23 protein-coding genes are annotated in these 20,166 nt (G+C 68.9%); 6 read left to right on the forward strand and 17 right to left on the reverse strand.

What is annotated here, in order from left to right; all coding sequences use genetic code 11:
- Positions 1-24: 24 nt before the first annotated feature.
- Both AJAP_RS40100 and AJAP_RS40105 read right to left on the reverse strand, forming a co-directional pair.
- Entirely contained in the window at positions 25-1,527 is a 1,503-nt protein-coding gene (locus AJAP_RS40100; RefSeq protein WP_038521413.1) for an aldehyde dehydrogenase family protein, read from the reverse strand.
- Positions 1,528-1,560: 33 nt separating this feature from the next.
- Positions 1,561-2,703, reverse strand: a complete 1,143-nt coding sequence (locus AJAP_RS40105; RefSeq protein WP_038521416.1) for an MFS transporter — start codon at positions 2,701-2,703, stop codon at positions 1,561-1,563.
- A 61-nt stretch (positions 2,704-2,764) separates the two neighbouring features.
- Here AJAP_RS40105 and AJAP_RS40110 point away from each other — a divergent pair, with 61 nt between their 5' ends.
- A complete protein-coding gene (locus AJAP_RS40110; protein ID WP_038521419.1) occupies positions 2,765-3,709 on the forward strand; it encodes an ArsR/SmtB family transcription factor in 945 nt (314 codons plus the stop codon).
- A gap of 33 nt (positions 3,710-3,742) precedes the next feature.
- Complete coding sequence (locus AJAP_RS40115) at positions 3,743-4,378, forward strand: MBL fold metallo-hydrolase (RefSeq protein ID WP_038521421.1); 636 nt, start codon at positions 3,743-3,745, stop codon at positions 4,376-4,378.
- On the opposite strand, the gene AJAP_RS40120 is transcribed toward AJAP_RS40115, so the two are convergent.
- From AJAP_RS40120 to AJAP_RS40135, 4 genes are all read right to left on the reverse strand, one after another.
- Positions 4,375-5,514, reverse strand: a complete 1,140-nt coding sequence (locus AJAP_RS40120; RefSeq protein ID WP_038521423.1) for a DUF418 domain-containing protein — start codon at positions 5,512-5,514, stop codon at positions 4,375-4,377. The genes AJAP_RS40115 and AJAP_RS40120 overlap by 4 nt on opposite strands.
- Before the next feature lie 71 nt (positions 5,515-5,585).
- A complete protein-coding gene (locus AJAP_RS40125; RefSeq protein WP_038521426.1) occupies positions 5,586-6,317 on the reverse strand; it encodes a TetR/AcrR family transcriptional regulator in 732 nt (243 codons plus the stop codon).
- A complete protein-coding gene (locus AJAP_RS40130) occupies positions 6,314-7,021 on the reverse strand; it encodes a DUF2334 domain-containing protein (RefSeq protein WP_228694807.1) in 708 nt (235 codons plus the stop codon). Before AJAP_RS40130 ends, AJAP_RS40125 begins: the two co-directional genes overlap by 4 nt.
- A gap of 58 nt (positions 7,022-7,079) precedes the next feature.
- Positions 7,080-7,961, reverse strand: coding sequence for a phosphoribosylaminoimidazolesuccinocarboxamide synthase (locus tag AJAP_RS40135; RefSeq protein ID WP_038521429.1), 882 nt, complete (start codon positions 7,959-7,961; stop codon positions 7,080-7,082).
- 35 nt (positions 7,962-7,996) lie between these two features.
- Here AJAP_RS40135 and AJAP_RS43405 point away from each other — a divergent pair, with 35 nt between their 5' ends.
- Positions 7,997-8,803: an SAM hydrolase/SAM-dependent halogenase family protein gene (locus AJAP_RS43405; RefSeq protein WP_073845781.1), complete on the forward strand. Its 807-nt coding sequence runs from the start codon at positions 7,997-7,999 to the stop codon at positions 8,801-8,803.
- On the opposite strand, the gene AJAP_RS40145 is transcribed toward AJAP_RS43405, so the two are convergent.
- The 10 genes from AJAP_RS40145 to AJAP_RS40190 form a co-directional block, all read right to left on the reverse strand.
- Positions 8,686-9,573 carry an MOSC domain-containing protein gene (locus AJAP_RS40145; RefSeq protein ID WP_038521434.1) on the reverse strand — a complete coding sequence of 296 codons (888 nt, stop codon included), beginning with the start codon at positions 9,571-9,573 and terminating at the stop codon, positions 8,686-8,688. The genes AJAP_RS43405 and AJAP_RS40145 overlap by 118 nt on opposite strands.
- 330 nt (positions 9,574-9,903) lie before the next feature.
- On the reverse strand, positions 9,904-10,644 hold the full coding sequence (locus tag AJAP_RS40150; protein ID WP_037334665.1) for an amino acid ABC transporter ATP-binding protein: 741 nt from the start codon (positions 10,642-10,644) through the stop codon (positions 9,904-9,906).
- Complete coding sequence (locus tag AJAP_RS40155; RefSeq protein ID WP_038521438.1) at positions 10,641-11,399, reverse strand: amino acid ABC transporter permease; 759 nt, start codon at positions 11,397-11,399, stop codon at positions 10,641-10,643. Before AJAP_RS40155 ends, AJAP_RS40150 begins: the two co-directional genes overlap by 4 nt.
- A complete protein-coding gene (locus AJAP_RS40160) occupies positions 11,400-12,182 on the reverse strand; it encodes an ABC transporter substrate-binding protein (protein WP_038521441.1) in 783 nt (260 codons plus the stop codon). It abuts the gene before it with no gap.
- Positions 12,183-12,190: 8 nt separating this feature from the next.
- Positions 12,191-12,964 carry an ABC transporter substrate-binding protein gene (locus tag AJAP_RS40165; RefSeq protein ID WP_038521444.1) on the reverse strand — a complete coding sequence of 258 codons (774 nt, stop codon included), beginning with the start codon at positions 12,962-12,964 and terminating at the stop codon, positions 12,191-12,193.
- A 5-nt stretch (positions 12,965-12,969) separates the two neighbouring features.
- Positions 12,970-13,797: a substrate-binding periplasmic protein gene (locus AJAP_RS40170; RefSeq protein ID WP_084098520.1), complete on the reverse strand. Its 828-nt coding sequence runs from the start codon at positions 13,795-13,797 to the stop codon at positions 12,970-12,972.
- A gap of 162 nt (positions 13,798-13,959) precedes the next feature.
- Complete coding sequence (gene purB, locus AJAP_RS40175) at positions 13,960-15,390, reverse strand: adenylosuccinate lyase (RefSeq protein WP_037334654.1); 1,431 nt, start codon at positions 15,388-15,390, stop codon at positions 13,960-13,962.
- A 91-nt stretch (positions 15,391-15,481) separates the two neighbouring features.
- A complete protein-coding gene (locus tag AJAP_RS40180) occupies positions 15,482-16,075 on the reverse strand; it encodes a TetR/AcrR family transcriptional regulator (RefSeq protein WP_037334651.1) in 594 nt (197 codons plus the stop codon).
- 23 nt (positions 16,076-16,098) lie between these two features.
- On the reverse strand, positions 16,099-16,800 hold the full coding sequence (locus AJAP_RS40185; protein WP_037334649.1) for a hypothetical protein: 702 nt from the start codon (positions 16,798-16,800) through the stop codon (positions 16,099-16,101).
- Positions 16,787-17,305 (reverse strand): SigE family RNA polymerase sigma factor, encoded by a 519-nt coding sequence (locus AJAP_RS40190; protein WP_038521447.1) that lies wholly within the window; start codon positions 17,303-17,305, stop codon positions 16,787-16,789. The genes AJAP_RS40185 and AJAP_RS40190 overlap by 14 nt, the downstream gene beginning before the upstream one ends.
- 135 nt (positions 17,306-17,440) lie before the next feature.
- Here AJAP_RS40190 and AJAP_RS40195 point away from each other — a divergent pair, with 135 nt between their 5' ends.
- The 3 genes from AJAP_RS40195 to AJAP_RS40205 all read left to right on the forward strand — a co-directional run bounded on the left by AJAP_RS40195 (position 17,441) and on the right by AJAP_RS40205 (position 19,972).
- On the forward strand, positions 17,441-18,469 hold the full coding sequence (locus AJAP_RS40195) for a threonine aldolase family protein (RefSeq protein ID WP_038521449.1): 1,029 nt from the start codon (positions 17,441-17,443) through the stop codon (positions 18,467-18,469).
- Between the two features lie 2 nt (positions 18,470-18,471).
- Positions 18,472-19,062, forward strand: coding sequence for an HAD family hydrolase (locus AJAP_RS40200; protein WP_038521452.1), 591 nt, complete (start codon positions 18,472-18,474; stop codon positions 19,060-19,062).
- A gap of 88 nt (positions 19,063-19,150) precedes the next feature.
- Positions 19,151-19,972, forward strand: coding sequence for an SAM-dependent methyltransferase (locus AJAP_RS40205; RefSeq protein WP_038521455.1), 822 nt, complete (start codon positions 19,151-19,153; stop codon positions 19,970-19,972).
- Here the strand turns inward: AJAP_RS40205 and AJAP_RS40210 are convergent.
- Complete coding sequence (locus AJAP_RS40210; RefSeq protein ID WP_007032516.1) at positions 19,969-20,154, reverse strand: hypothetical protein; 186 nt, start codon at positions 20,152-20,154, stop codon at positions 19,969-19,971. The genes AJAP_RS40205 and AJAP_RS40210 overlap by 4 nt on opposite strands.
- Positions 20,155-20,166: the final 12 nt, after the last annotated feature.

The raw sequence follows: 20,166 nt of genomic DNA on the forward strand, positions 1-20,166 counted from the left end.
TTCATGACATTTGAGGGAGAAGCGTCAGCGTTTCCCGTGCAGCACGGTGATCAGCTTCGCGACCAGAGCGTCGGTCTTTTCCTTGCGGGAGAACGAGGTCAGCACGATCGGCGCGGTGAACCGCTGCCGCGCGACGGCCTTCGGGCGGGCGAACTCGCGCAGGCCTTCCGGGCCGTGGATCCGGCCGAAGCCCGAATCCCCGACGCCGCCGAAGGGCAGCGAAGCGATACCGGCGAACGAAAGCGGCGCGTTGATCGACGTCATGCCGGTGCGCAGCCGTCCGGCCAGTTCGAGGCCGCGCGACTTCGAGAACACCGTCGAGCCGAGGCCGTACTTCGTGTCGTTGGCCTTCTCGACGGCCTCGTCCATGTCGCGGACCTTGGCGATGGTGACGGTCGGGCCGAACGTCTCCTCCTGCACCGCCGCGGAGTCCTCGGGCACGTCGACGAGCACCGTCGGCTGCACGTAACGGTCACCGACCGCGTCGACACCGCCGACCAGCGCCTTGCCGCCACGCTCGATGGCGTCCGCGATGTGGCGCTTGATCACCGAAAGCTGCGAAGGCATCGTCACCGGGCCGTACTGCGCGGCCGCGTCCGAACCGGCCCGCACGTCCTTCGACTTCTCGACGACCTTCGCGACGAACTCGTCGTGCACGCGCTCGTGGACGTACACACGCTCGACGCCGATGCAGGTCTGGCCCGAGTTGGAGAACGCGCCCCAGACGGTCGCGTCCGCGGCGGCCTCGAGGTCGGCGTCCGCGTCGACCAGGACCGCGTCCTTGCCGCCTGCCTCGATGATCACCGGCGTCAGCGTCTCGGCGGCCGCGGCCATGATCTTCTTGCCCGTCCCGGTCGAACCGGTGAAGGCGATCTTGTCGACGCCGCCCGTGACGAGCGATGCGCCCGTCTCACCGAAACCGGTGATCAGCTGCAGCACCGGCCACTCCGGGACGACCTCGTTGAACGCGTCGACCAGCCATTTCCCGACGCCCGGCGTGTACTCGCTCGGCTTGAAGACCACGGTGTTGCCGGCGGCGAGCGCGTAGGCGATGGAGCCGAGCGGGGTGAACACGGGGTAGTTCCACGGGCCGATCACGCCCACGACGCCGAGCGGCTGGTACTCCACCGTCGCCGCCTGGTTCGACATCATCAGCCCGGCCGCGCGGCGCTGCTTGCCGAGGATCTTGCGCGCGTGCTTGCCCGCCCACGCGATGTGCTCGATGGCGAGGACGCTCTCCAGCTGCGCGTCGGCGATCGGCTTCCCGGTCTCGTCGCGCACGACCTGGCACAGCTGCGGCAGCCTGCGGGTGATGACGCCCTTCCAGCGGCGCAGACGTTCGGCGCGGCCGTCGTAGCCGAGCCCGGCCCACCATTCGGCGGCGTCCCTCGCGCGGGCGATCGCGGCGCGGACGTCCTCCTTGCTGTGCACCGGGTAGGTGCCCACGACCTCGTCGGTCGCCGGGCTGAGGGAATCGAAGGTCTCCCCCACGCTGTGCGCGGTCGGCTTCGGCTGGACTGCGGTCATCGACTTCTCCCGTGTCTCGGCTCAAAGCCCAGGCTACGACGTTACTGACGGCGTGCCAATAGCTCGCCTGGGGCGTGCCACCAGCATCGCACAGGAGACGAGCGCCGCAAGGACACCGAGAAGAGGGCACAGCCAGACCGGCAGCACGCCGATCGCCAGCGAGCCCAGGCCGAAGCCCGACGCCTGCACGGTGAAGGCCAGCGAGAACCCCTCCGACCGGCGGCGTTCCGGCAGCAGCTTCTGCAGGTTGACCGACGAGACGGCCATCAGCGGTCCGGTGCAGAGCCCGATCAGCGCGACCCCGCCGAGCAGTCCGGCCCATCCGAAACCCGCCGAAACGACGACCCCGCCGAGCACGAAGCCGGCCAGGAACAGCCGCGGATCGCCGACCTTCCCGCGCGCCGCGTACAGCGCGCTTCCGGTGATGCTCGCGGCGCACAGCACGACGATGACGATCGCCGTCGCCGAGTCAGGGGCGCCGAGACGCTGGACGAGCGGCAGCAGCCCGACTTCGATGGTCGACAGCAGGAGCCCGACGGTGAACAACCCCGCTAACCAGGGCACACAGGCGGCGACCGAGATCGACTGTCGTTCGACCGTCCTTTGTGGATCTCGCTGGACCGTCCGTCGCGGCACGAGCAGCGCCGCGAGCAGGGCGACGACGGCCATCGCGAGGACCGGGACGGCCGGTCCGGACGTCGCCAGGAGCGCCACCAGCAGCGGTCCGCCGACGATGACGCCTTCGAGGATCATCGCGTCCACCGAAACCGCCCTCGGCAGTTCCTCTTCGGTCACCGTCCCGGCGAGCAAGGTCCGGAAGCCACCGTTCAACCCGCCCGCGACCAGTCCCGGCGGGATCGCCAGTACGAGCAGCGCCCAGTCCGGGGCTCCGGCGGAAGCGACCGCGGCCAGCAGGAACAGCCCGGCGGCGACCAGGGGCAGCAGCACGACGAGACCGCGGGCGGGGCCGACACGGTCGAGCAGCCGCCCGGTCGGCACGGCGCCGACCATCTCGGCGGCGACGAAGACGGCCATCATGACCCCGCCGAGCCGGTACGAACCGGTCGTCGCGGTGGTCAGCACGGTGAAGGCCAGCGGCGCCATCGTGGCGGGCAGCCGATTCAGCTGTACCCCCGCCGACCAGCGCCAATACCCGGAATTACGCAGCAACGTCATGTTCGAGAACCCTGCCGACACGGCCTGGCGAGAACCATTGATTAGGGCATAGCCTAATCCGATGATCGAGCTGGTCCTCACCGCCGAGAGCGCCAACCGCGTCCGCTTCGGCATCTCCCCGCTCGACGAGACCATGGGCGCGTTGCAGACCCTGCTCGGACGGCGAGGGCATCCGAGCCACCTGCCGTGGCTGCGCGAGGCGGCCGCGAAACTGCCGAACCTGCCCATCGAGGGCTTCGCCAAAGTGATGAGCGCGCGGCACTACATCACCGACTTCCTCAGCCCGCCGCCGAGCGGACCGGAGACCACCGCGTCCGCCCAGCTCGCCGAAATCCGCCGCACGCCGCCGGATCAGGTCGCCCACGAACTGTCCAAAGTAGACGCCGACCTGAGTGGTCTCCCCGAAGACCCGGCCGTGGCAAGGGATCTGCTGGCGGACCAGATGGAGATCGCGTGGACCGAACTGGTCGAACCGCACTGGCCCCGGATGCGCCGGTTCCTCGTCGCCGACATCGAGGAACGCTCACGTCGCCTGGCCGCGGGCGGAATCGCGCTGGTACTGGAGGACATCCACCCACGGGTCCGACTGGTCGACGACGTCCTGGTGATCGAGATGAAGGAACGCGGCCGCGTCCACCTCGACCGCCGCGGGCTCCTGCTGATTCCCGGCGTCTTCGCGTGGCCTTCGGTCGGGGTGATCACGATGGAGCCGTGGCAGCCTTCGCTGCTGTATCCGGCCCGCGGCGTGGCCGAACTCTGGTCGGACCCCGAACGCCCGCCCGGCGCGCTCGCGGGAGTGCTCGGCCGGACGAAGGCCGCCCTGCTCACGACGCTCAACGAACCCGCGAGCACCACCGAACTGGCCCGACGGCTGGGCTTCTCGGCACCGACGGTCTCGCAGCATCTGACCGCGATGCACGCCGCGGGCCTGCTCGACACCCGGCGGCGCGGCCGCGAAGTCCGTTACCGGCGCACCGAACTTGGCGACGCCCTGATCCGGGCATAGGCTGGAATCGACCTACCGCGAAGGAGAACACCGATGCGTATTGTCCACTTTGGACACGCTTGCACGCTTCTGGAGACCGAGGGCGCGCGGATCCTGATCGACCCCGGCACCTTCTCGACGGGTTTCGAAGGCGAGCGCGAACTGGACGCCATCCTGATCACCCACCAGCACTTCGATCACCTCGACATGGACCGGCTGCCCGCGCTGCTGGAGGCCAACCCCGGCGTGAAGCTGGTCGTCGACCCGGGTTCCGCCGAAGCGGTGGGGAAGATCGGCGCCGAGTTCCAGATCGCGAACCCCGGCGACGCCTTCGAGATCGGGTCCAGCGGCATTGACGTCGTCGGCGGCGAGCACGCGGTGATCCACGAGGAGATCCCGGTGATCCCGAACGTCGGCTACGTGGTCGATCACGGCGCCTTCTATCACCCGGGTGACTCGTTCTTCATGCCGGAACAGAAGATCGACGTCCTCGGCCTGCCCACCGGCGCCCCGTGGCTCAAGGCCGGCGAGGCGGTCGACTACCTGCGTGCGGTGTCGCCGCGCCTCGCCGTCCCGATCCACGAAGCGGTCCTCGCGCGGCCGCAGATGCACTACGGCCTGTTCGCGAATCTCGCTCCTGAAGGCACCGAAGTGAAGGTGCTCGACGTCGGGGAGCCGGTGAAGCTTTAGCGCCGGTACGCGAGTTTCCGCACCAAGATCTCCGCCGGTCCCCGATACGCCCGCCGTTGCATCACGTACGCGACGACGACCGTCAGCAGCCACACGCCGAGCCCGCACGCGGCCGCGACGAACGTGCTGCCGCCCAGCCCCAGCATGAACGGCGGCGCCAGGATCAGCCACGCCACCGACTGGAACAGGTAGGCGCTCAGCGTGCGCTGGCCGAGCGCCGAGATCGCGGTGACCAGGACGCCGCGGCGTTTCCTGCCGACTGCCATGCCGATGAGCCCGAACAGGCTGATGTAACCGATCGCGCCGAACAGGCCCGCTCCCTCGTACATCAGCTTGACGAGCCCGGCGGTCTCCTCGTCGAAGCCGACGTGGTCACCGGCGAAGAGCCCCATCGGCAGCGCGCCCGCGATCGCGACACCGAAACCCCCGAACAGACCGAAAAGGAGCAGTTTCCGATTCGGCTCCTCCAGCACACGCTTCTTCGCGGCCCAGGCGCCCACCCAGACGAACAGGATCGACGACAGCAGGACCGCGGTGGTCATCGGCCATTCGACGAGCCGTTCCCGCACGGCGTCGCCGTACGTCGGCGCCAGTGACGACGCGTCCTCGATGGACGGAACCGGCGCGCTCCCGGAATTCCCGGTGAGCACCAGGTACATCAGCACTGCCAGATAGCAGACGCCGAAACCCAAGTACAGCACGGGAAGCCGGTAGAAACCCTTGCCACGCCGCAAAAGCAGCAGGGCGAACACCATGCCGACCACGCCGTACGCGCCGAGCACGTCGCCGGAGAAGAACAGCACCCCGTCGACGGCGCCGAAGACGAGCAGCCACGCGTGACGGCGAAGCAGGATGCCACGCGTGCGCGGCCATGACTGCCCCAGCGCTTCCTGCCGATCGGCGAACTGCACCATGCCGTAGCCGAGCATCATGCCGAACAGCGGCAGCGCGCACGCGTGGACGAGCACGAACAGCACCACGAAGTACGGCCGTTCCAGTCCTTCCGGCGTCTGATCGACGCCCGGCGTGTTGCCGAGGAAGATGCTCGCGGTATGCGCCAGCGCGACCAGCAGGAGCGCGAAACCCCTGGCCAGATCCGGTGCGAGCACACGCTCGCCCGTCGGTGTCGATGTCATGGATCCCCCTTTAGTATCCAACGTACACTAATTAATGTCCGGCGGATACTAAAGGCTGAGGAGGGGTTTTGTCAGCTCGCTTCGACGAGAGCGGCGATGCCGTCGAGGACGACGTCGAGACCGAAGTCGAAGTCGGAGTTCTGTTCGGAGCCACCGAGACCCGAGCTCAGGAAGCCCACGGCGTCGGGGAAACGCTCAGGGTCGATCAGCTCGGCGAGGCCCTTGCCGTAGGCCTGTTCCGCCTGCGCCTGGGTCAGCCCGCTGTCCTTCCGGCCCTCGGCGAGCTGGAGTGCCTGCGCGCAGGCGAGGCGGACATAGCCGCCGATCAGGACCAGGATCCCGCCCTTGGTCCCCCAGTCGAGGCCGGTTTCGCGCAGCGTGCGCAGGAACGCGTCCATCCAGGCGACCGCGTGCGGACCGGCGGGCGGGCCGGAAAGCGGCAGCTCGACCAGCCACGGATGGCTCATCAGCACGTCGCGGTTGGCCTCGGCCAACGTGGTCAGCTCGGCCCGCCAGTCACCGGTGGGCTCCACCTCCGGCGGATCGCCGATGGCGACGTCGGCCATCAGCTCCAGCAGCTCCGCCTTCGAACCGATGTGGCGGTACAACGACATCTTCGTGACGCCCAGATCCTTCGCCACGTTCGCCAGCGTCACGTTCGCGACGCCTTCGCGATCGGCGAGGTCCACCGCCGCCGCCACGACACCGTCGATGTCGAGCACGGACGGCCTGCCGCGCGTCGGGCGTTCCGACCGGCGCCAGAGCCGCATCAGCGTCGCCGGTGCGCCTGCCTCGTCGGTCATCCCGACAATTTAACCCGCGTTCGCGAGAGCGAGCCGTACGTGGTTCCGAAAGCGCGGTTCTCCAGCGAGACGTCGACGGCGTCGAGGAACGCCTGCCGCAGTCCCGGCCGGGCGAGGTCCGCGGCGTCGATGCCGAGCCGCACCAGCCCGCCGCGGCGCGCGGCCCTGGCGGCGGCCAGCACCAGCGCGAAACACCGGACGGTCTCCGTGCGGTGCGACGGTCCGCCGAACTCCTGCACCCTGGCGCGCTGGACGTCTCCGGACACCAGGTCCCGCACCGACGCCAGATCCGCGCACAGCGTGAACCCGTGTTCGCGCAGGGCCTGCAGGGTGCCTTCCGAGGCGATCCAGCGCGGCGGCGCGAAGCCGTCGACGGCCATGCCGTTGGCGTCGAGCGCCGCCTTCGCCGCGATCAGGCGCAGCCGCGCCTCGTGCGCGGGCAGAGCCGCGAACTCGGCTCGTTTGCCCAGGTAGACGGCGCGATGAGTGGGCGGGATCTGGTGGTCGTACCCGTGCAGGAGGACGGAATCGCCGCGGGTGCGACGCGTCCGGACCCACTCGGTCACGGGGCCCTCGCCGGTGCGAGCGGCGTAGAGCACGGACAACGGGACCCTGCGCCGGTCGAGTTCGGCCGCGAGATCGGCGCAGCGGTGCAACGTCCGGGTGGTCACGCCGGACAGGGAAACCAGCAAACGTGCGTCCACCCCACCAGTGAGCCAGCCGCGACTTGCGCCGGACTGACCACGGGGTGAACGCCGCAGGTCAGGCGGGCCAATCCTGCAGCGACCGGCCGGTGATGCGTTCGTACGACTCGATGTACCTCGCGCGCGTGGCGGCGACGATGTCCTCGGGCAAGGGTGGCGACCCGGGTCTGTCCCGGCGATGCCAGCCGGACGCCGGACTGGTGAGCCAGTCCCGCAGCGGCTGCTTGTCGAACGACGGCTGCGGGCTGTCCGGCGCGTAGCCGCCCGCCGGCCAGTAGCGCGAGGAATCCGGGGTCAGGACCTCGTCGGCGAGCACGAGATTCCCTTCCCGGTCGACGCCGAATTCGAGCTTCGTGTCCGCGAGGAGGATGCCGCGTTCGGCGGCGAACTCCGCGCCGCGGCGATACACCGCCAGCGTCGCCTCGCGGACCTCCTCGGCCCGCTCGCGGCCGAGCTGCCCGACGACGTCGGAGAAGGCGATGTTCTCGTCGTGCGAGCCGCGGTCGGCCTTGGTCGCGGGCGTGAAGATCGGCTCGGGCAGGCGGGACGATTCGGTCAGACCGGGCGGAAGTTCGACACCGCAAACCGTGCCGCGCGCGCGATAATCGGCGAGACCGGTACCGGTGAGATAGCCGCGGGCGACGGCTTCGAACGGCAGCATCGCCAGCCGCCGCACCAGCAGCGCGCGGCCGCGGACCTCGGCGGGGATGCGGTCGTCTTCGTAGGAGACCAGATGGTTGGGGAGGACATCGGAGAGCAGGGAGAACCAGAACACGCTCATCGCGGTGAGCACCCGCCCCTTGTCCGGGATGGGCGTGTCGAAGACGACGTCGTAGGCGGAGATCCGGTCGGAGGTGACGAGCAGCAGATGCTCGTCATCGACGGCGTAGAGCTCACGGACCTTGCCGGCGGCGATCTTCGGGTATTCGAGCGTCGTCACGGCTGCACCCTAGCGATCAAGGATGATGGCTGATCATGCCGATCCACTGCGTTTCGTTCACGACCGACTACGGGCTGAGCGACGGTTTCGTGGCCGCGTGCCACGGCGTGATCGCGCGGATCGCGCCGTCCGTACGGGTGATCGACGTGAGCCACGAGATCCCTCCGCAGCAGGTCAGGACCGGCGCCGAGGTGCTCGCCCAGACCGCGCCGTATCTGCCGGAGTCCGTCCATCTCGCCGTCGTGGACCCCGGCGTCGGCACCGCCCGGCGCGGCGTCGTGGTGGTCACCGACCGCGGAATGCTCGTCGGCCCGGACAACGGGCTCCTCATTCCCGCCGCCGAAACACTCAGCGGGGTGATAGCCGCGTACGAACTCGCGGCGCCGGAATACCGCCTTCCGGTGACGTCGTCGACGTTCCACGGGCGTGACGTCTTCGCCCCCGCCGCCGCGCATCTCGCGCTCGGCGTCCCGCCCGAGGAGTTCGGGCCGCGCGTCGACGACCTCGTGCGGCTGCCAGACCCGTTCGTCGCGGTGTTCCCCGGCAAGCTGGTGGCCGAGGTGCTCACGGTCGACCACTTCGGCAACGTCCAGCTGGCCGCGAGCCCCGCCGACCTCGAACTGGCCGGGCTGGCGGGCACGGTCTCCGTCAGCAGCGAACACGTCCTGGTGAAAGCGCTGGTCGGCGACACCTTCGGCACGGTGCCGCCGGGCCGGAACGTGCTCTACACCGATTCCGCGGGACGGCTCGCGGTCGCCGTGAACGGCGGCTCCGCCTCGGCGGTGCTCGGACTGGGACCCGCCCAGGAGTGCACGATCACCTCGTCGCCGACGGCCACCTGACCGGGCCTGGTCACCGCCATCTTGATCCCGAACGAGACGCCGCCCTCGGGTTCGCGGCGGTAGTCGGCGAGCGACCGGATCGGCTCGGGACCGGCCTTCTTCCCGGTCTCCTGGTCGACCATCGGCACCGTGCAGCGGATGCAGACCTTGGCGTACCCCAGTTCGAGGCCACCGGCGGTGAGCGAGCGGACGTCGTCCTCGCGATGCGGCTCGGGCCAGCCCGCGACGACGATGTTGGGCCGGAAGCGGTCCATCGGCACGGCTTCGGCGCCGCGCGACGCGATACGCTCGTTCAGACCGTCCAAAGAGGACTCCGAGGTCAACAGGATCGCGTGCGCGTCGGCGAAGGCCGCGGTGCCGGGGATCTCGCCGTTGGTGACGCGTTCGTGCTCCGGCGCGAGCCCGACGAACACCGACGGCAGGCCGAGGACGTCGGAGAACCACTCGGTGGCGTCCTCGCCCTGGTGGACGCCCTTGCCCTGCCAGGTGAACGTCGCGGCGGGCTGCCTCGGCCCGTCCGTGACCGTCTCGACCAGCAGTTCCTCGACGCCGGGAGCGGCGAGACGCAGGCGGGCGCCGTCGTCGAGCACCTCGGCCCGGATCGACGCCATCACCGGATGCTTGCGCTGGCTGCGGAACTCGCCCTCCGGGGAGACGACCATCCAGGCCCGGTCGAACCTCAGCCCCGCGGGGGTGACGTCGGCCGTCGCGACCGACGTCCCCGCGCAGCCTTTGACCGGGTAATAGACCAGCTTCGCCACTCTCGCCATAGCCGCAGGTTAACGACTAAGGCGTGGTGAGTGGCGATTCGGGCCAAGGCTGTCTTAGGTGCCTACTGAATGTGGGTGGCCGTTGGCCGCCGGTCCGTGAAGGCCTCCTTGCCTACCTTCAGGGTAGGGAAGGAGGCCTTCACGGACTACACGATCGCCACCCGCGGCTCTGTGACACCACCAGCCCCAGCAGTCACAGCAGATGTGTGAAGGCCCCCTTCCCTCGGCTCAGCGGAGGAAACTCGACCTTCACACCTTCCCAAGTACATGAAGGCCCCCTTCACTGCGTCTAGCGCAAGGAAGGGGGCCTTCATGTACTCGGGGAAGCGCCTACAGCACTTGCGACAGGAAACGCTGCAGCCGCTCGCTCCGCGGAGCGTCGAAGATCGCCTCCGGAGCGCCCTGTTCGACGATCTTCCCGTCGTCCATGAACGCGACCTCGTCGGCGACGCCGCGCGCGAAACCCATCTCGTGGGTGACCACGAGCAGCGTCAGCCCGCGCTCGGCCAGCCCGGCCATCAGCGTGAGGACGCCCTTGACCAGCTCCGGGTCCAGCGCGCTGGTCGCCTCGTCGAACAGCATGACCTCGGGCTCCATGGCGAGCGCCCGCGCGATCGCGACCCGCTGCTGCTGCCCGCCCGAGAGCGCGCTCGGCCGGTACGGCGCCTTGTCGGCGAGGCCGACCTCGGCGAGGCGGGCGTGCGCGATCTCCGCCGCCTCCTCCTTGCCGAGTTTGCGCACACTGCGCAGCGGCAGGGTGATGTTGTCCAGCACGCTGCGGTGCCCGAACAGGTTGAAGTGCTGGAACACCATCCCGACGCGCTGCCGCAGCGCGTCCGGATCGGACGAGATGACGCTCTCGCCGCCCAGCAGCAGGTCGCCCGAGTCGGGCTCCTGGAGCCGGTTCACACAGCGCAGCAACGTCGACTTGCCGGACCCCGACGGCCCGATGATGCAGGTCGTGCGGCCCTTCTCGACCTTGAGGTTCACGCCCTTCAGCACTTCGAGGGTGCCGAAGGAGACATGGATGTCGCGGAGTTCGACGCTGGAAGAACGGACGGCGGCGGTCATGACATCGGCACCTTTCCGGCGTTCAGGAGTTCCGTTTCGCCGCCCTCGTCGTCGACCCGGACCTTCTTGCCGGTGCGCAGCTTCTTGTCGATGTAGTTGACCAGATGCGTCAGCGGCACGGTGATCACCAGGTAGACGGCACCGGCGGCGACCAGCGGCGACAGGTTCCCGGTGTTCGCCGCGAGGTCCTGCCCGATGCGGAACAGGTCGCGCTGCTCGGCGAGGAAGCCGAGGAAGTACACCAGGCTTGAGTCCTTGACCAGCGCGATGAACTGGTTCACCAGCGCGGGCAGCACGCGCCGCACACCCTGCGGGATTACGACGAGCGTCATCGCCTTGGTGTAGCTCATGCCCAGCGCGCGGCTGGCCTCCATCTGTCCTTTTTCGACACTCTGGATACCGGCGCGGAAGATCTCGCCGATGTACGCGGCCGCGATCAGGCTCAGCGCCAGAATGCCCAGCGGGTAAGGATTCCGCGACAGCGACGGGATGAGGATCCCGCCGCCCTGCCCGATCACCAGGATGGTCAGGATCGCGGGCAGGCCGCGGAAGATGTCGGTGTACACCCGGGCGGGCCAGCGCAGCCACGCCTTGCTGGACAGGCCCATCGTGGCCAGCAACATGCCGAGCACGGTGCCGATCAGTGCCGAGAACACCGACAGGATCAGCGTGTTCAGCAGGCCGGTCCCGAGGAGGTCGGGGAAGACCTCCCAGATGTACTCCCAGTTCAGGAAGGTGTTGAGGAAATCGTCCACTTACTTCTGCCCGGCCTTGAACTCCGCGGGCACCGGCGCGTTCGGTTCGAACCGCTGGTGCACTCTTTCCCAGGTCCCGTCGGCGATGACCGCCTTGAGCCCGGCGTTGATCTTGCCCGCCAATTCGGTGTTGCCCTTCTTGACCGCGAAACCGTGCGGGATCGTCGTGGTGATCGCCTTGACCACCTTGAGTTTCGCGTCCGGGTTCTTCGCCGCGTAGTCCTCGGCGGTCGCCTGGTCGAAGATCGCGCCGTCGATCGCGCCCGATTTCAGCGCGGCGAGCGCGGCGGCGTCCTGCGGGAACTTCACCGCCTGCGCGGTGGGCGCGTTGGCCGTCAGCCAGCTGTCCGAGACGGTGCCCTGGACGACGCCGATCCGCTTGCCCGCCAAGGAGTTCTCGTCGGTGATCGCGACGCCTTCGCGGGTCTCGATGCCGAGCGACTGGTAGTTGTACGGCGCCGAGAAGTCGACGGTCTTGCGGCGTTCGTCGGTCTGCGAGATCCCCGAGCTGCCGATGTCGAACTTGCCGGTGGCGACCTGGCCGAGCAGCGCCGAAAACTCCGTGGAGACGAACTCGAGTTTCAGGTTCTGGTGCGCGGCGATGGCCTTCAGCAGCTCGTTGTCGAACCCGGTGAACACGCCGTTTTCCTGGTAGGCGTTGGGTTTCGAGTCGCTGAGGGTGCCGACGCGAAGGGTTTTCCCGCCGGCGTCCTCACCGCCGCCGCACGCCGCCAGCACCGTCACGAGGAGAGCGCTGACGACGGCGGCGAGTGACTTCTTCATCGTGATCCTCACGCCTTGAACTGGGCCGGGACCGGGGCCGTCGGCAGGAACTTCTCGTGCAGCTTGACCCAGGTGCCGTCGGCGATGACCTGCTTGAGGCCCTCGTTGATCTTGGTGAGCAGCTCGCTGTTGCCCTTCTTCACCGCGAAGCCGTGGGGCACGTCGGTGGTGAAGGACTTGACGACCTTGAGCTTCGCGTCGGTGCTCTCCTTGACGTTCGTCTCGGCGATCGCCTGGTCGAGGATGTAGGCGTCGACGGCACCGCTCTTGAGCGCGGCCAGCGCCGGGGCGTACCCGGGGAAACGCACGGCCTGCGCGTCGGGCACCGTCGAGGTGAGCCACTTGTCGCCGACGGTCGCCTGGATGACCGCGACCCGCTTGCCGGACAGGCCCTTCTCCTCGGTGATCGGCGAGCCGTCCTTGGTCTGGATGCTCATGACCTCGAAGTTGTACGGGCTGGAGAAGTCGACGTTCTTCTTGCGCTCGTCGGTCTGCGCGATGGCCGAGCTGGCGATGTCGAACTGGTTGTTCGCGACCTGGCCGAGCAGCGAGGAGAAGTCGGTCGAGGCGAACTCGAGCTTCAGGTTCTGCTTGGCGGCGATGGCCTTCAGCAGCTCGTTGTCGAAGCCGGTGTAGTTGCCGTTCTCGACGTAGATGTTCGGCGGCGCGTCGCTCAGTGTCCCGACGCGCAGGGTCTTCTCGGTGGCGGATTCGCCACCACCGCAGGCGGCGAGCACGGCGACGAGGCCCGCGGCCAGCGTGGCGAGCAGCGTTTTCTTCATGATTTTCAGACCCCCGGGTTCTGCACGGGCAGGCCGGGGCCGCCCTGTTCGAGTTCCTTGGGCAGCGGCTCGGTCTTGAAGAACCGGGCGTGCAGGCGGGCGACGGTGCCGTCCGCCACGGCCTTCGCGAGGCCGTCGTTGATCTTCTTCAGCAGTTCCTTGTTGTCCTTGCGGACGGCGAACGCGGACGGCGTGTCCTTGGTCTCGACGGTGTAGCCGAACTCCAGCTGCAGGTCCGGGTTCTGGTCGATGTACTTCTGCCCGATGTCCTTCGGCACGACCCAGCCGTCGAGGCTGCCGCCCTTCAGCTGCGCGAAACCGGCGTTGTAGTCGGGGAAGCGGACGACGTTGGCGCCGGGCACCTTGCCGCTCGCGAAATCGTCCTGCACCGACGCCTGCACGACGCCGAGCCGCTTGCCGTTGAAGGCGCCGACGTCCTTGAGACCCGCGCCCTTCTTGGTGATGATCGAGGTGAACCCGGTGCTGTAGCCGTTGCTGAACGCGACGGTCTTCTTGCGGGCCTCGGTGGTGGAGATCGTGGAGCTGCCGATGTCGAACTTGTTGGTGGCGACGGCGGCGAGCAGCCCGGCGAACTCGGTGCCGACGAACTCGACCTCGAAGCCCTCGCGCTTCCCGATGTCGCGCAGCAGTTCGTTGTCGTAGCCGGTGAAGGTGCCGTTCTCCAGGTAGATGGACGGCGGCGCGTCGGTCAGGGTGCCGACCCGCAGCTTCTGGGCGCTCGCACCCGCGTCACCGGAGCCGCAGGCGGCGAGGGCGAGGGTGGCCGCTCCGGCCGTGACGACGGCGACGATTTTCGACAGCGTGGATCTCATCGCTTCTTCCGTGGGTTCGGCGCGCAAGGCGCGATACAAACACGCCAGGCCGCCTCATGGGCGGCCTGGCGCTCCGGGTTCAGCGATCGAGATTAGGCATTTCGCCCGATCGAGTAACTTCGTCTCACTCTGTGAACGCCCCGTGGTGGGGCTGCTCACAGGTCAGAGGATCGGGGCCGGCGAGTAGTTCGCCGCCTCCGGGAAACGTTCCAGGATGGCCTCGACGCGGGACGCGATCGCGGCCACCTGACGCGGCGCGACACCGGTGAACGAGATGCGGTCGGCGAGGAGTTTGTCCAGCTCACCGCGGTCGAGCGGGATGCGCTCGTCGGCGGCGAGCCGGTCGAGGAGGTCGTTCTCGGCCAGCCCCTGCTCCCGCATCGCGAGCGCGACGCCGACGGCGTTCTCCTTGATCGCCTCGTGAGCGGTTTCACGCCCGACCCCCGCGCGGACCGAGGCCATGAGCACCTTGGTGGTCGCGAGGAACGGCAGATAGCGATCGAGCTCACGTCCGATGACCGCCGGGAAGGCGCCGAACTCGGCCAGCACCGTGAGGAAGGTCTCCAGCAGACCGTCGAGCGCGAAGAACGCGTCGGGCAGCGCGACCCGGCGGACGACGGAGTCGGACACGTCGCCTTCGTTCCACTGGTCGCCGGCGAGCTCGCCGATCATCGACAGGTAACCGCGCAGCACCACGGCGAGCCCGTTGACCCGCTCGCAAGAGCGCGTGTTCATCTTGTGCGGCATGGCCGACGAGCCGACCTGGCCGGGTTTGAAGCCCTCGGTGACCAGCTCGTGGCCCGCCATCAGGCGGATCGTCTTGGCCAGGCTCGACGGGGCGGCCGCGAGCTGGACGACGGTGGACAGCACGTCGAAGTCGAGCGAACGCGGGTACACCTGGCCGACACTGGTGAACACGTTCTCGAAGCCGAGGTGGGCCGCGACCCGCGACTCCAGTTCGTCCAAAGTGGACTCGTCGCCGAGCAGGTCGAGCATGTCCTGCGCGGTGCCGACCGGGCCCTTGATCCCGCGCAGCGGGTAGCGGCCGATGAGGTTCTCGAGCCGGTCGAAGGCGACCAGCAGTTCGTCGGCGGCGGTGGCGAACCGCTTGCCGAGGGTCGTCGCCTGCGCGGCGACGTTGTGCGAACGACCGGCCATCACCGTGTCGGCGTGCTCGACCGCGATCGCGGTGAGCCGGGCCAGCACGGCGCCGACGCGGCTGCGCACCAGCTCCAGCGACCGCAGCACCTGCAGCTGCTCGACGTTCTCGGTGAGGTCCCGCGACGTCATGCCCTTGTGGACGTGCTCGTGCCCGGCGAGCGCGTTGAACTCCTCGATGCGGGCCTTCACGTCATGCCGGGTGACGCGCTCACGTGCGGCGATCGAGTCGAGGTCGACCTGCTCCAGGACGCGTTCGTAGTCGGCGACGACACCGTCCGGCACCTCGACGCCGAGGTCGGCCTGCGCGCGGAGCACGGCGAGCCAGAGCTCGCGCTCCAGCACGACCTTGCGTTCCGGGGACCAGAGTTCGACCAGCTCAGGCGAGGCGTAGCGGCCGGCGAGCACGTTGGGGATGCGGGGCTTGTCCGTCACGCGGCCAGACTAACCCGCCCCGCGTTTCGTCCTCTGAATGCGGTGGTTCGCGACACCAACTACCGCATTCAGAGGACGAAACGCGGGAGTTTCAGGCCAGGGCCGCCTGGAGCATGCGCGCGGCGGCGGCCCGGGGCTCCGGGTCGACCTCGATGAGCGCGTTGACCACGGCGCCGTCGACCAAGGCGACGAGCCGCTCCAGTTCGGTGGCGTCCACAGGAGTGCCGGAGCGCGCGAAGATCTCGTGGAGCAGCTCGTACAGCTGCGCGGACAGCGTCCGCATCAGGGGCCGAAGGTACGGACGGCGCCCTGTCCCGACGAGGCGTTCGTAGCGCAGGAGGACCGCTTCGGCGTCGGCCTCGCGATCCGGGCGGAGCGGGCCGAGGAGCATGTCCAGCACCAGGTCGACGGTGGCCTCGACGCCGCGATTGCGGGTCGCCAGCTCGTCGAGACGCTGCCGCCCGTCCTCCAGTTCCACTTTCGCGTGGTGCTCCACCGCGGCGGTGACCAGCTCTTCCAGCGAATCGAAGTAGTACGTCGTCGAAGCGAGCGGAAGACCGGCCCGCTCGGCGACCGCACGATGCCGCACGGCGTCGAAACCGCCCTCGGCCAGGAGCGACGAGGCGGCCTCGATCAGCTCGGCACGGCGTCGCTCACCCTTCGGTGTGGTCGCTGCGGCGGTCATGGCGGGCTATTTTGCCAGCTCGGTTAATACCGGGCGGCGAGCACGCCGACCAGCCTGTCGACGTCGGACTCGGGAAGGGCGGGCCTGCCCGAACCGTCGCCGAGGCTCACCACGACCACGAGAGACCCCTTGGGGGTGGTCCGCCGCGCCTCGGCCGCTCCGGTGGGCATCACCGGGACGGACGAACCCGCCGGGTAGACCGCCGCGGAGACCGTGCCGCCCGGCACCTGGAACCCCGCGGACCTGGCTCCCGTCGTACAGATGTCGCCGGGCGTCGACTTGGCGACATCCACGGGGACCGGGAGCTCGCCAGCGAGGGCGGTGGCGAGCTCCCGGTCCACCTGGTCGCACCCGTAGGTGCCTTCGGCCACCAATGGGCCGGTCTTCTCTACTCCGCCGCCCCCCTGCTGAGGCGGCGGGTTCGAGAAGTTCGAGGACTCCCCGTTCTGAGGACGTGCGGACGCGGCCCCGGGTTGCCCCGCGGACGCCGCTTCCTGATCGGATTTGGCCGCGGTCCCCAGTTCGAAGTCGGTTCCGCCGAGCACGCCGAACATGCCCACTCCGGCCAGCACCAAAACCACCGCACTACAGGCCACCGCGATACCGTTTCGGCGTCGGGCAGTGGCGCGTTTCGAGGCGCGGACCACGTCGGCGGTGTCGAAGGTCGGCGACGGCGCGTCGCCGGGGGCGTCACGGAACAACGCCTTCAGGTCATTCTCGTCCATCCCGTGCCACCTCCTCCTTCTCCATGACCTGCCTGAGGTTCGCCAGCCCGCGCGCGGTCTGGCTCTTGATGTTCCCTTCGCTGCAGCCCAGCGCCTTCGCCGCGGCACCGACGTCCAGCCCCTCGAAGAACCTGAGCACCAGCACGGCCCGCTGCTTCGGGGGCACTTCCCGTAACGCGGCCAGCAGGTCTTCCCTGGTGACGACCTGTTCGCCGAGGTCGAAGCCGTCCTGCGGCGGTTCGGGCAGCTCTTCGGTCTGCCACTCCCGCCGCCACGGCCGCCTCGACTCGTCGATGGCCGCCCTGACCAGCGTCTTCCGCACGTAGGCGTCGGTCGCCGCCCGTTCTCTGATCTTCTTCCACCTCCGGTGCAGCGCGACGAACGCCGTCTGCGCGAGATCGTCCGCACGATGCCAGTCACCGCAGAGCATGTACGCGGTCCTGCGCACGGAGTCCCGCTTCGCGGCGAAGTACTCCGCGAACTCTTGTTCGTCGCGCTGGTTCACGCGGTTTTTGTCTCCGCTCTTGCCTCGTCGGTGGGTAGGACGGAACCGGGGGCGTCCACGGTTGCATGAGCGGGCGCGGCGGACCAGCCGGGGAGGAGATTCATGGCGGGCCCGTCGATGTGATGTGATCGTACCGTGACCTCGCGCTCTCTCCCGCTGATCGATTTCCGCTCCGACACCGTCACCCGGCCCGACGACGTCATGCGCCAGGCCATGGCGAAGGCCGAGGTCGGCGACAACGTCCTCGACGGCGATCCGACCGTCGCCGCGCTGGAACAGCGCGCCGCGAAACTCCTCGGCATGCCCGCCGCGCTCTGGACCCCGTCCGGGACCATGGCGAACCTGATCGCGCTGAGCATCCATCTCCAGCGTGGCGACCGGTTCCTCGCGCCGCGGGGCTCGCACGTCATCACCGACGAGCTCGGTTCCGCCGCGTGGCTCGCGGGCGGCATGCCGGAGCCGCTGGAGCACGACGCCGGGCCCGGGCGGCCGACGCCGGAGACGCTTTCGGCCGCGATCGGCGTCCCGCGCGGGCCGTACTACGCGCTGCGCACCCCGCTGTTGTGCCTGGAGAACACGCACAACACGGCGGGCGGCGCGGTCACCCCGCCCGACGAGCACGCCCAGCTGGTGGCGATCGCGAAGGAGGCCGGGCTGACCGTGCACCTCGACGGCGCCCGCATCTGGCACGCGTCGGTCGCGCTGGAGGTCCCGCCCGCGGCCCTCACGGTCGGCGTCGACACCGTGTCCGCCTGTTTCTCCAAGGGGCTCGGCGCGCCCGTCGGCTCGGTGGTGGCCGGCAGCGAGGAGTTCGTCGAGAAGGCGCGGCGGATGCGCCAGATGCTCGGCGGCGGCGTCCGGCAGGGCGGCGTGCTGGCGGCGGCCTGCATGGTCGCGCTGGACCGCATCGGCGACCTCGCCGAGACCCACGAGAACGCGACCCGGCTCGCGGCCGGGTTCGCCGAGCTCGACTGGGAGGTCAACGCTCCCGAGACCAACATCGTGCAGGTCACCGCACCGGATCTCGAAGGACGGCTGGCGTGGCTGGCCGGGCTCGGGATCCTGACGCTGCCGAGCTCGGGCCGGATCCGCTTCGTCGCGCACCGGGACCTTTCGGCGGCGGACATCGAAGAAACCCTTCAACGCGTCAAGACCGGGGGCTGAACATGAACTGGATCGTCTTCGACTACGGCGACGTCATCAGCGAGCACACCGACGCGCTGCCGACCCTGGCCAAGGCCTTCGACCTCGATCTCGCCGACTTCGAGCCGCACTATTGGGCCGAGCGGGTCCAGTACGACTCGGGCGGCTCGGACCTCGAGTACTGGCAGAACGTCGGCCGCGCGCTGAACGTGCCTGTCGACAAGGCGTTCGCGGACGAGCTGACCCGCATCGACGTCGAGGGCTGGACGCACCTCGAACCGGACGTCCTCGAACTGCTGGAAGGGCTGCACGAGGCAGGCGCGGCGCTCGCATTGCTCTCGAACGCGTCGTCCACCTTCGGCCGGTGGGTGCGCGAGCAGGAGTGGGCGAAGCTGTTCCGCGTGAAGCTCTTCTCGGGTGACCTCGGCTGTATGAAGCCCGACGCGAAGATCTATCGGATCCTGCTCGCCGAACTCGGCGCCGAACCGGGCGACTGCCTGTTCTTCGACGATCGTCAGTCCAATGTGGACGGTGCACGGGCGGTGGGGATGAAGGCCGAACGCTGGGTCGGCGTGACAACAGCGAAATCCGGCTTCGGCTCTTCGGAGGAATAATTCACCCTCACCGCTCATCCGCTTACGCGCGGTGAAGCGGATGACCTACGCTGAACGCGTCCAAACCGAGTTACCCCGGTAGGTGCCCATGTCAGCGGACCAGCGCCCGTTCGTGCCCGTCGATTTCGACCGGCCGAGCATCGCGAGGGTCTTCGACGCGCTGATGGGCGGCCAGGACAACTACGAAGCGGACAGGGTGGCACTGCGCCAGATCCTGGAAATCTCGCCGGACGCGCAGGCGATGGCCAAAGAAGTGCGGCACTGGCTGGTGCGGACCGTGCGCTACCTGACCGACCGGGAAGGCATCGACCAGTTCCTCGACCTCGGTTCCGGTTTCCCGAGCATGGACAACACGCACCAGGTCGCGCAGCGGTACAACCCCGAAGCCCAGGTCGTCTACGTCGACCGGGATCCGGTGGTGCAGGCGCACGGCCGCGCGCTGCTCGCGGCGAACGACTTCGCGCATATGGTGGCCGCGGATCTGACCGAACCGGCCGAGGTCGTCGAGGAACTCGCCCGCACCCACCGGCTGGACTTCGACCGGCCCGTCGGGCTCGTCCTGTGCGCGATCGTCCACCACATCCAGGACCTCGACGAGGCGCGGAAGACCGTCCGCGCCTACGTCGACGCGCTGGCCCCGGGCTCGTTCGTCGCGCTGCTGCACCAGCACAACCCCGCCGATGGCTCCGAAGCCGCCGACGTCGCGACGGCACTCGAAAAGCGCTTCAACGGCACGGGGCTGGACACGCTGTACCGCACGCGTGACGAGATCGAGTCGTTCTTCGAAGGACTCGATCTCATGGAGCCCGGGCTGACGTACCCGCACCTGTGGTGGCCGGACGGCCCGCGCTTCACCCCGCTTTCGCCCGTGAACTTCACGTCGCTCGGCGGGGTGGCGCGTAAGCCTTAGCGGCGGAGCTGCTTCGGGGTGCCCTTGCCCTTGATGGCGCCGTACGCGGCCGTGCCGAGGAAGACCGCGCCGCCGATGACGGCGATCCAAAAGACGGCCTTCACGAGGAAACCGAGCACGGATCCGAGCACCATGAAGGCCACCCAAGCCAGGATCAGCCCGCCGACGATCTTCCAGAACATGGCATCCTCCGA

It is taken from the genome of Amycolatopsis japonica (assembly GCF_000732925.1).
GTDB lineage: Bacteria > Actinomycetota > Actinomycetes > Mycobacteriales > Pseudonocardiaceae > Amycolatopsis > Amycolatopsis japonica.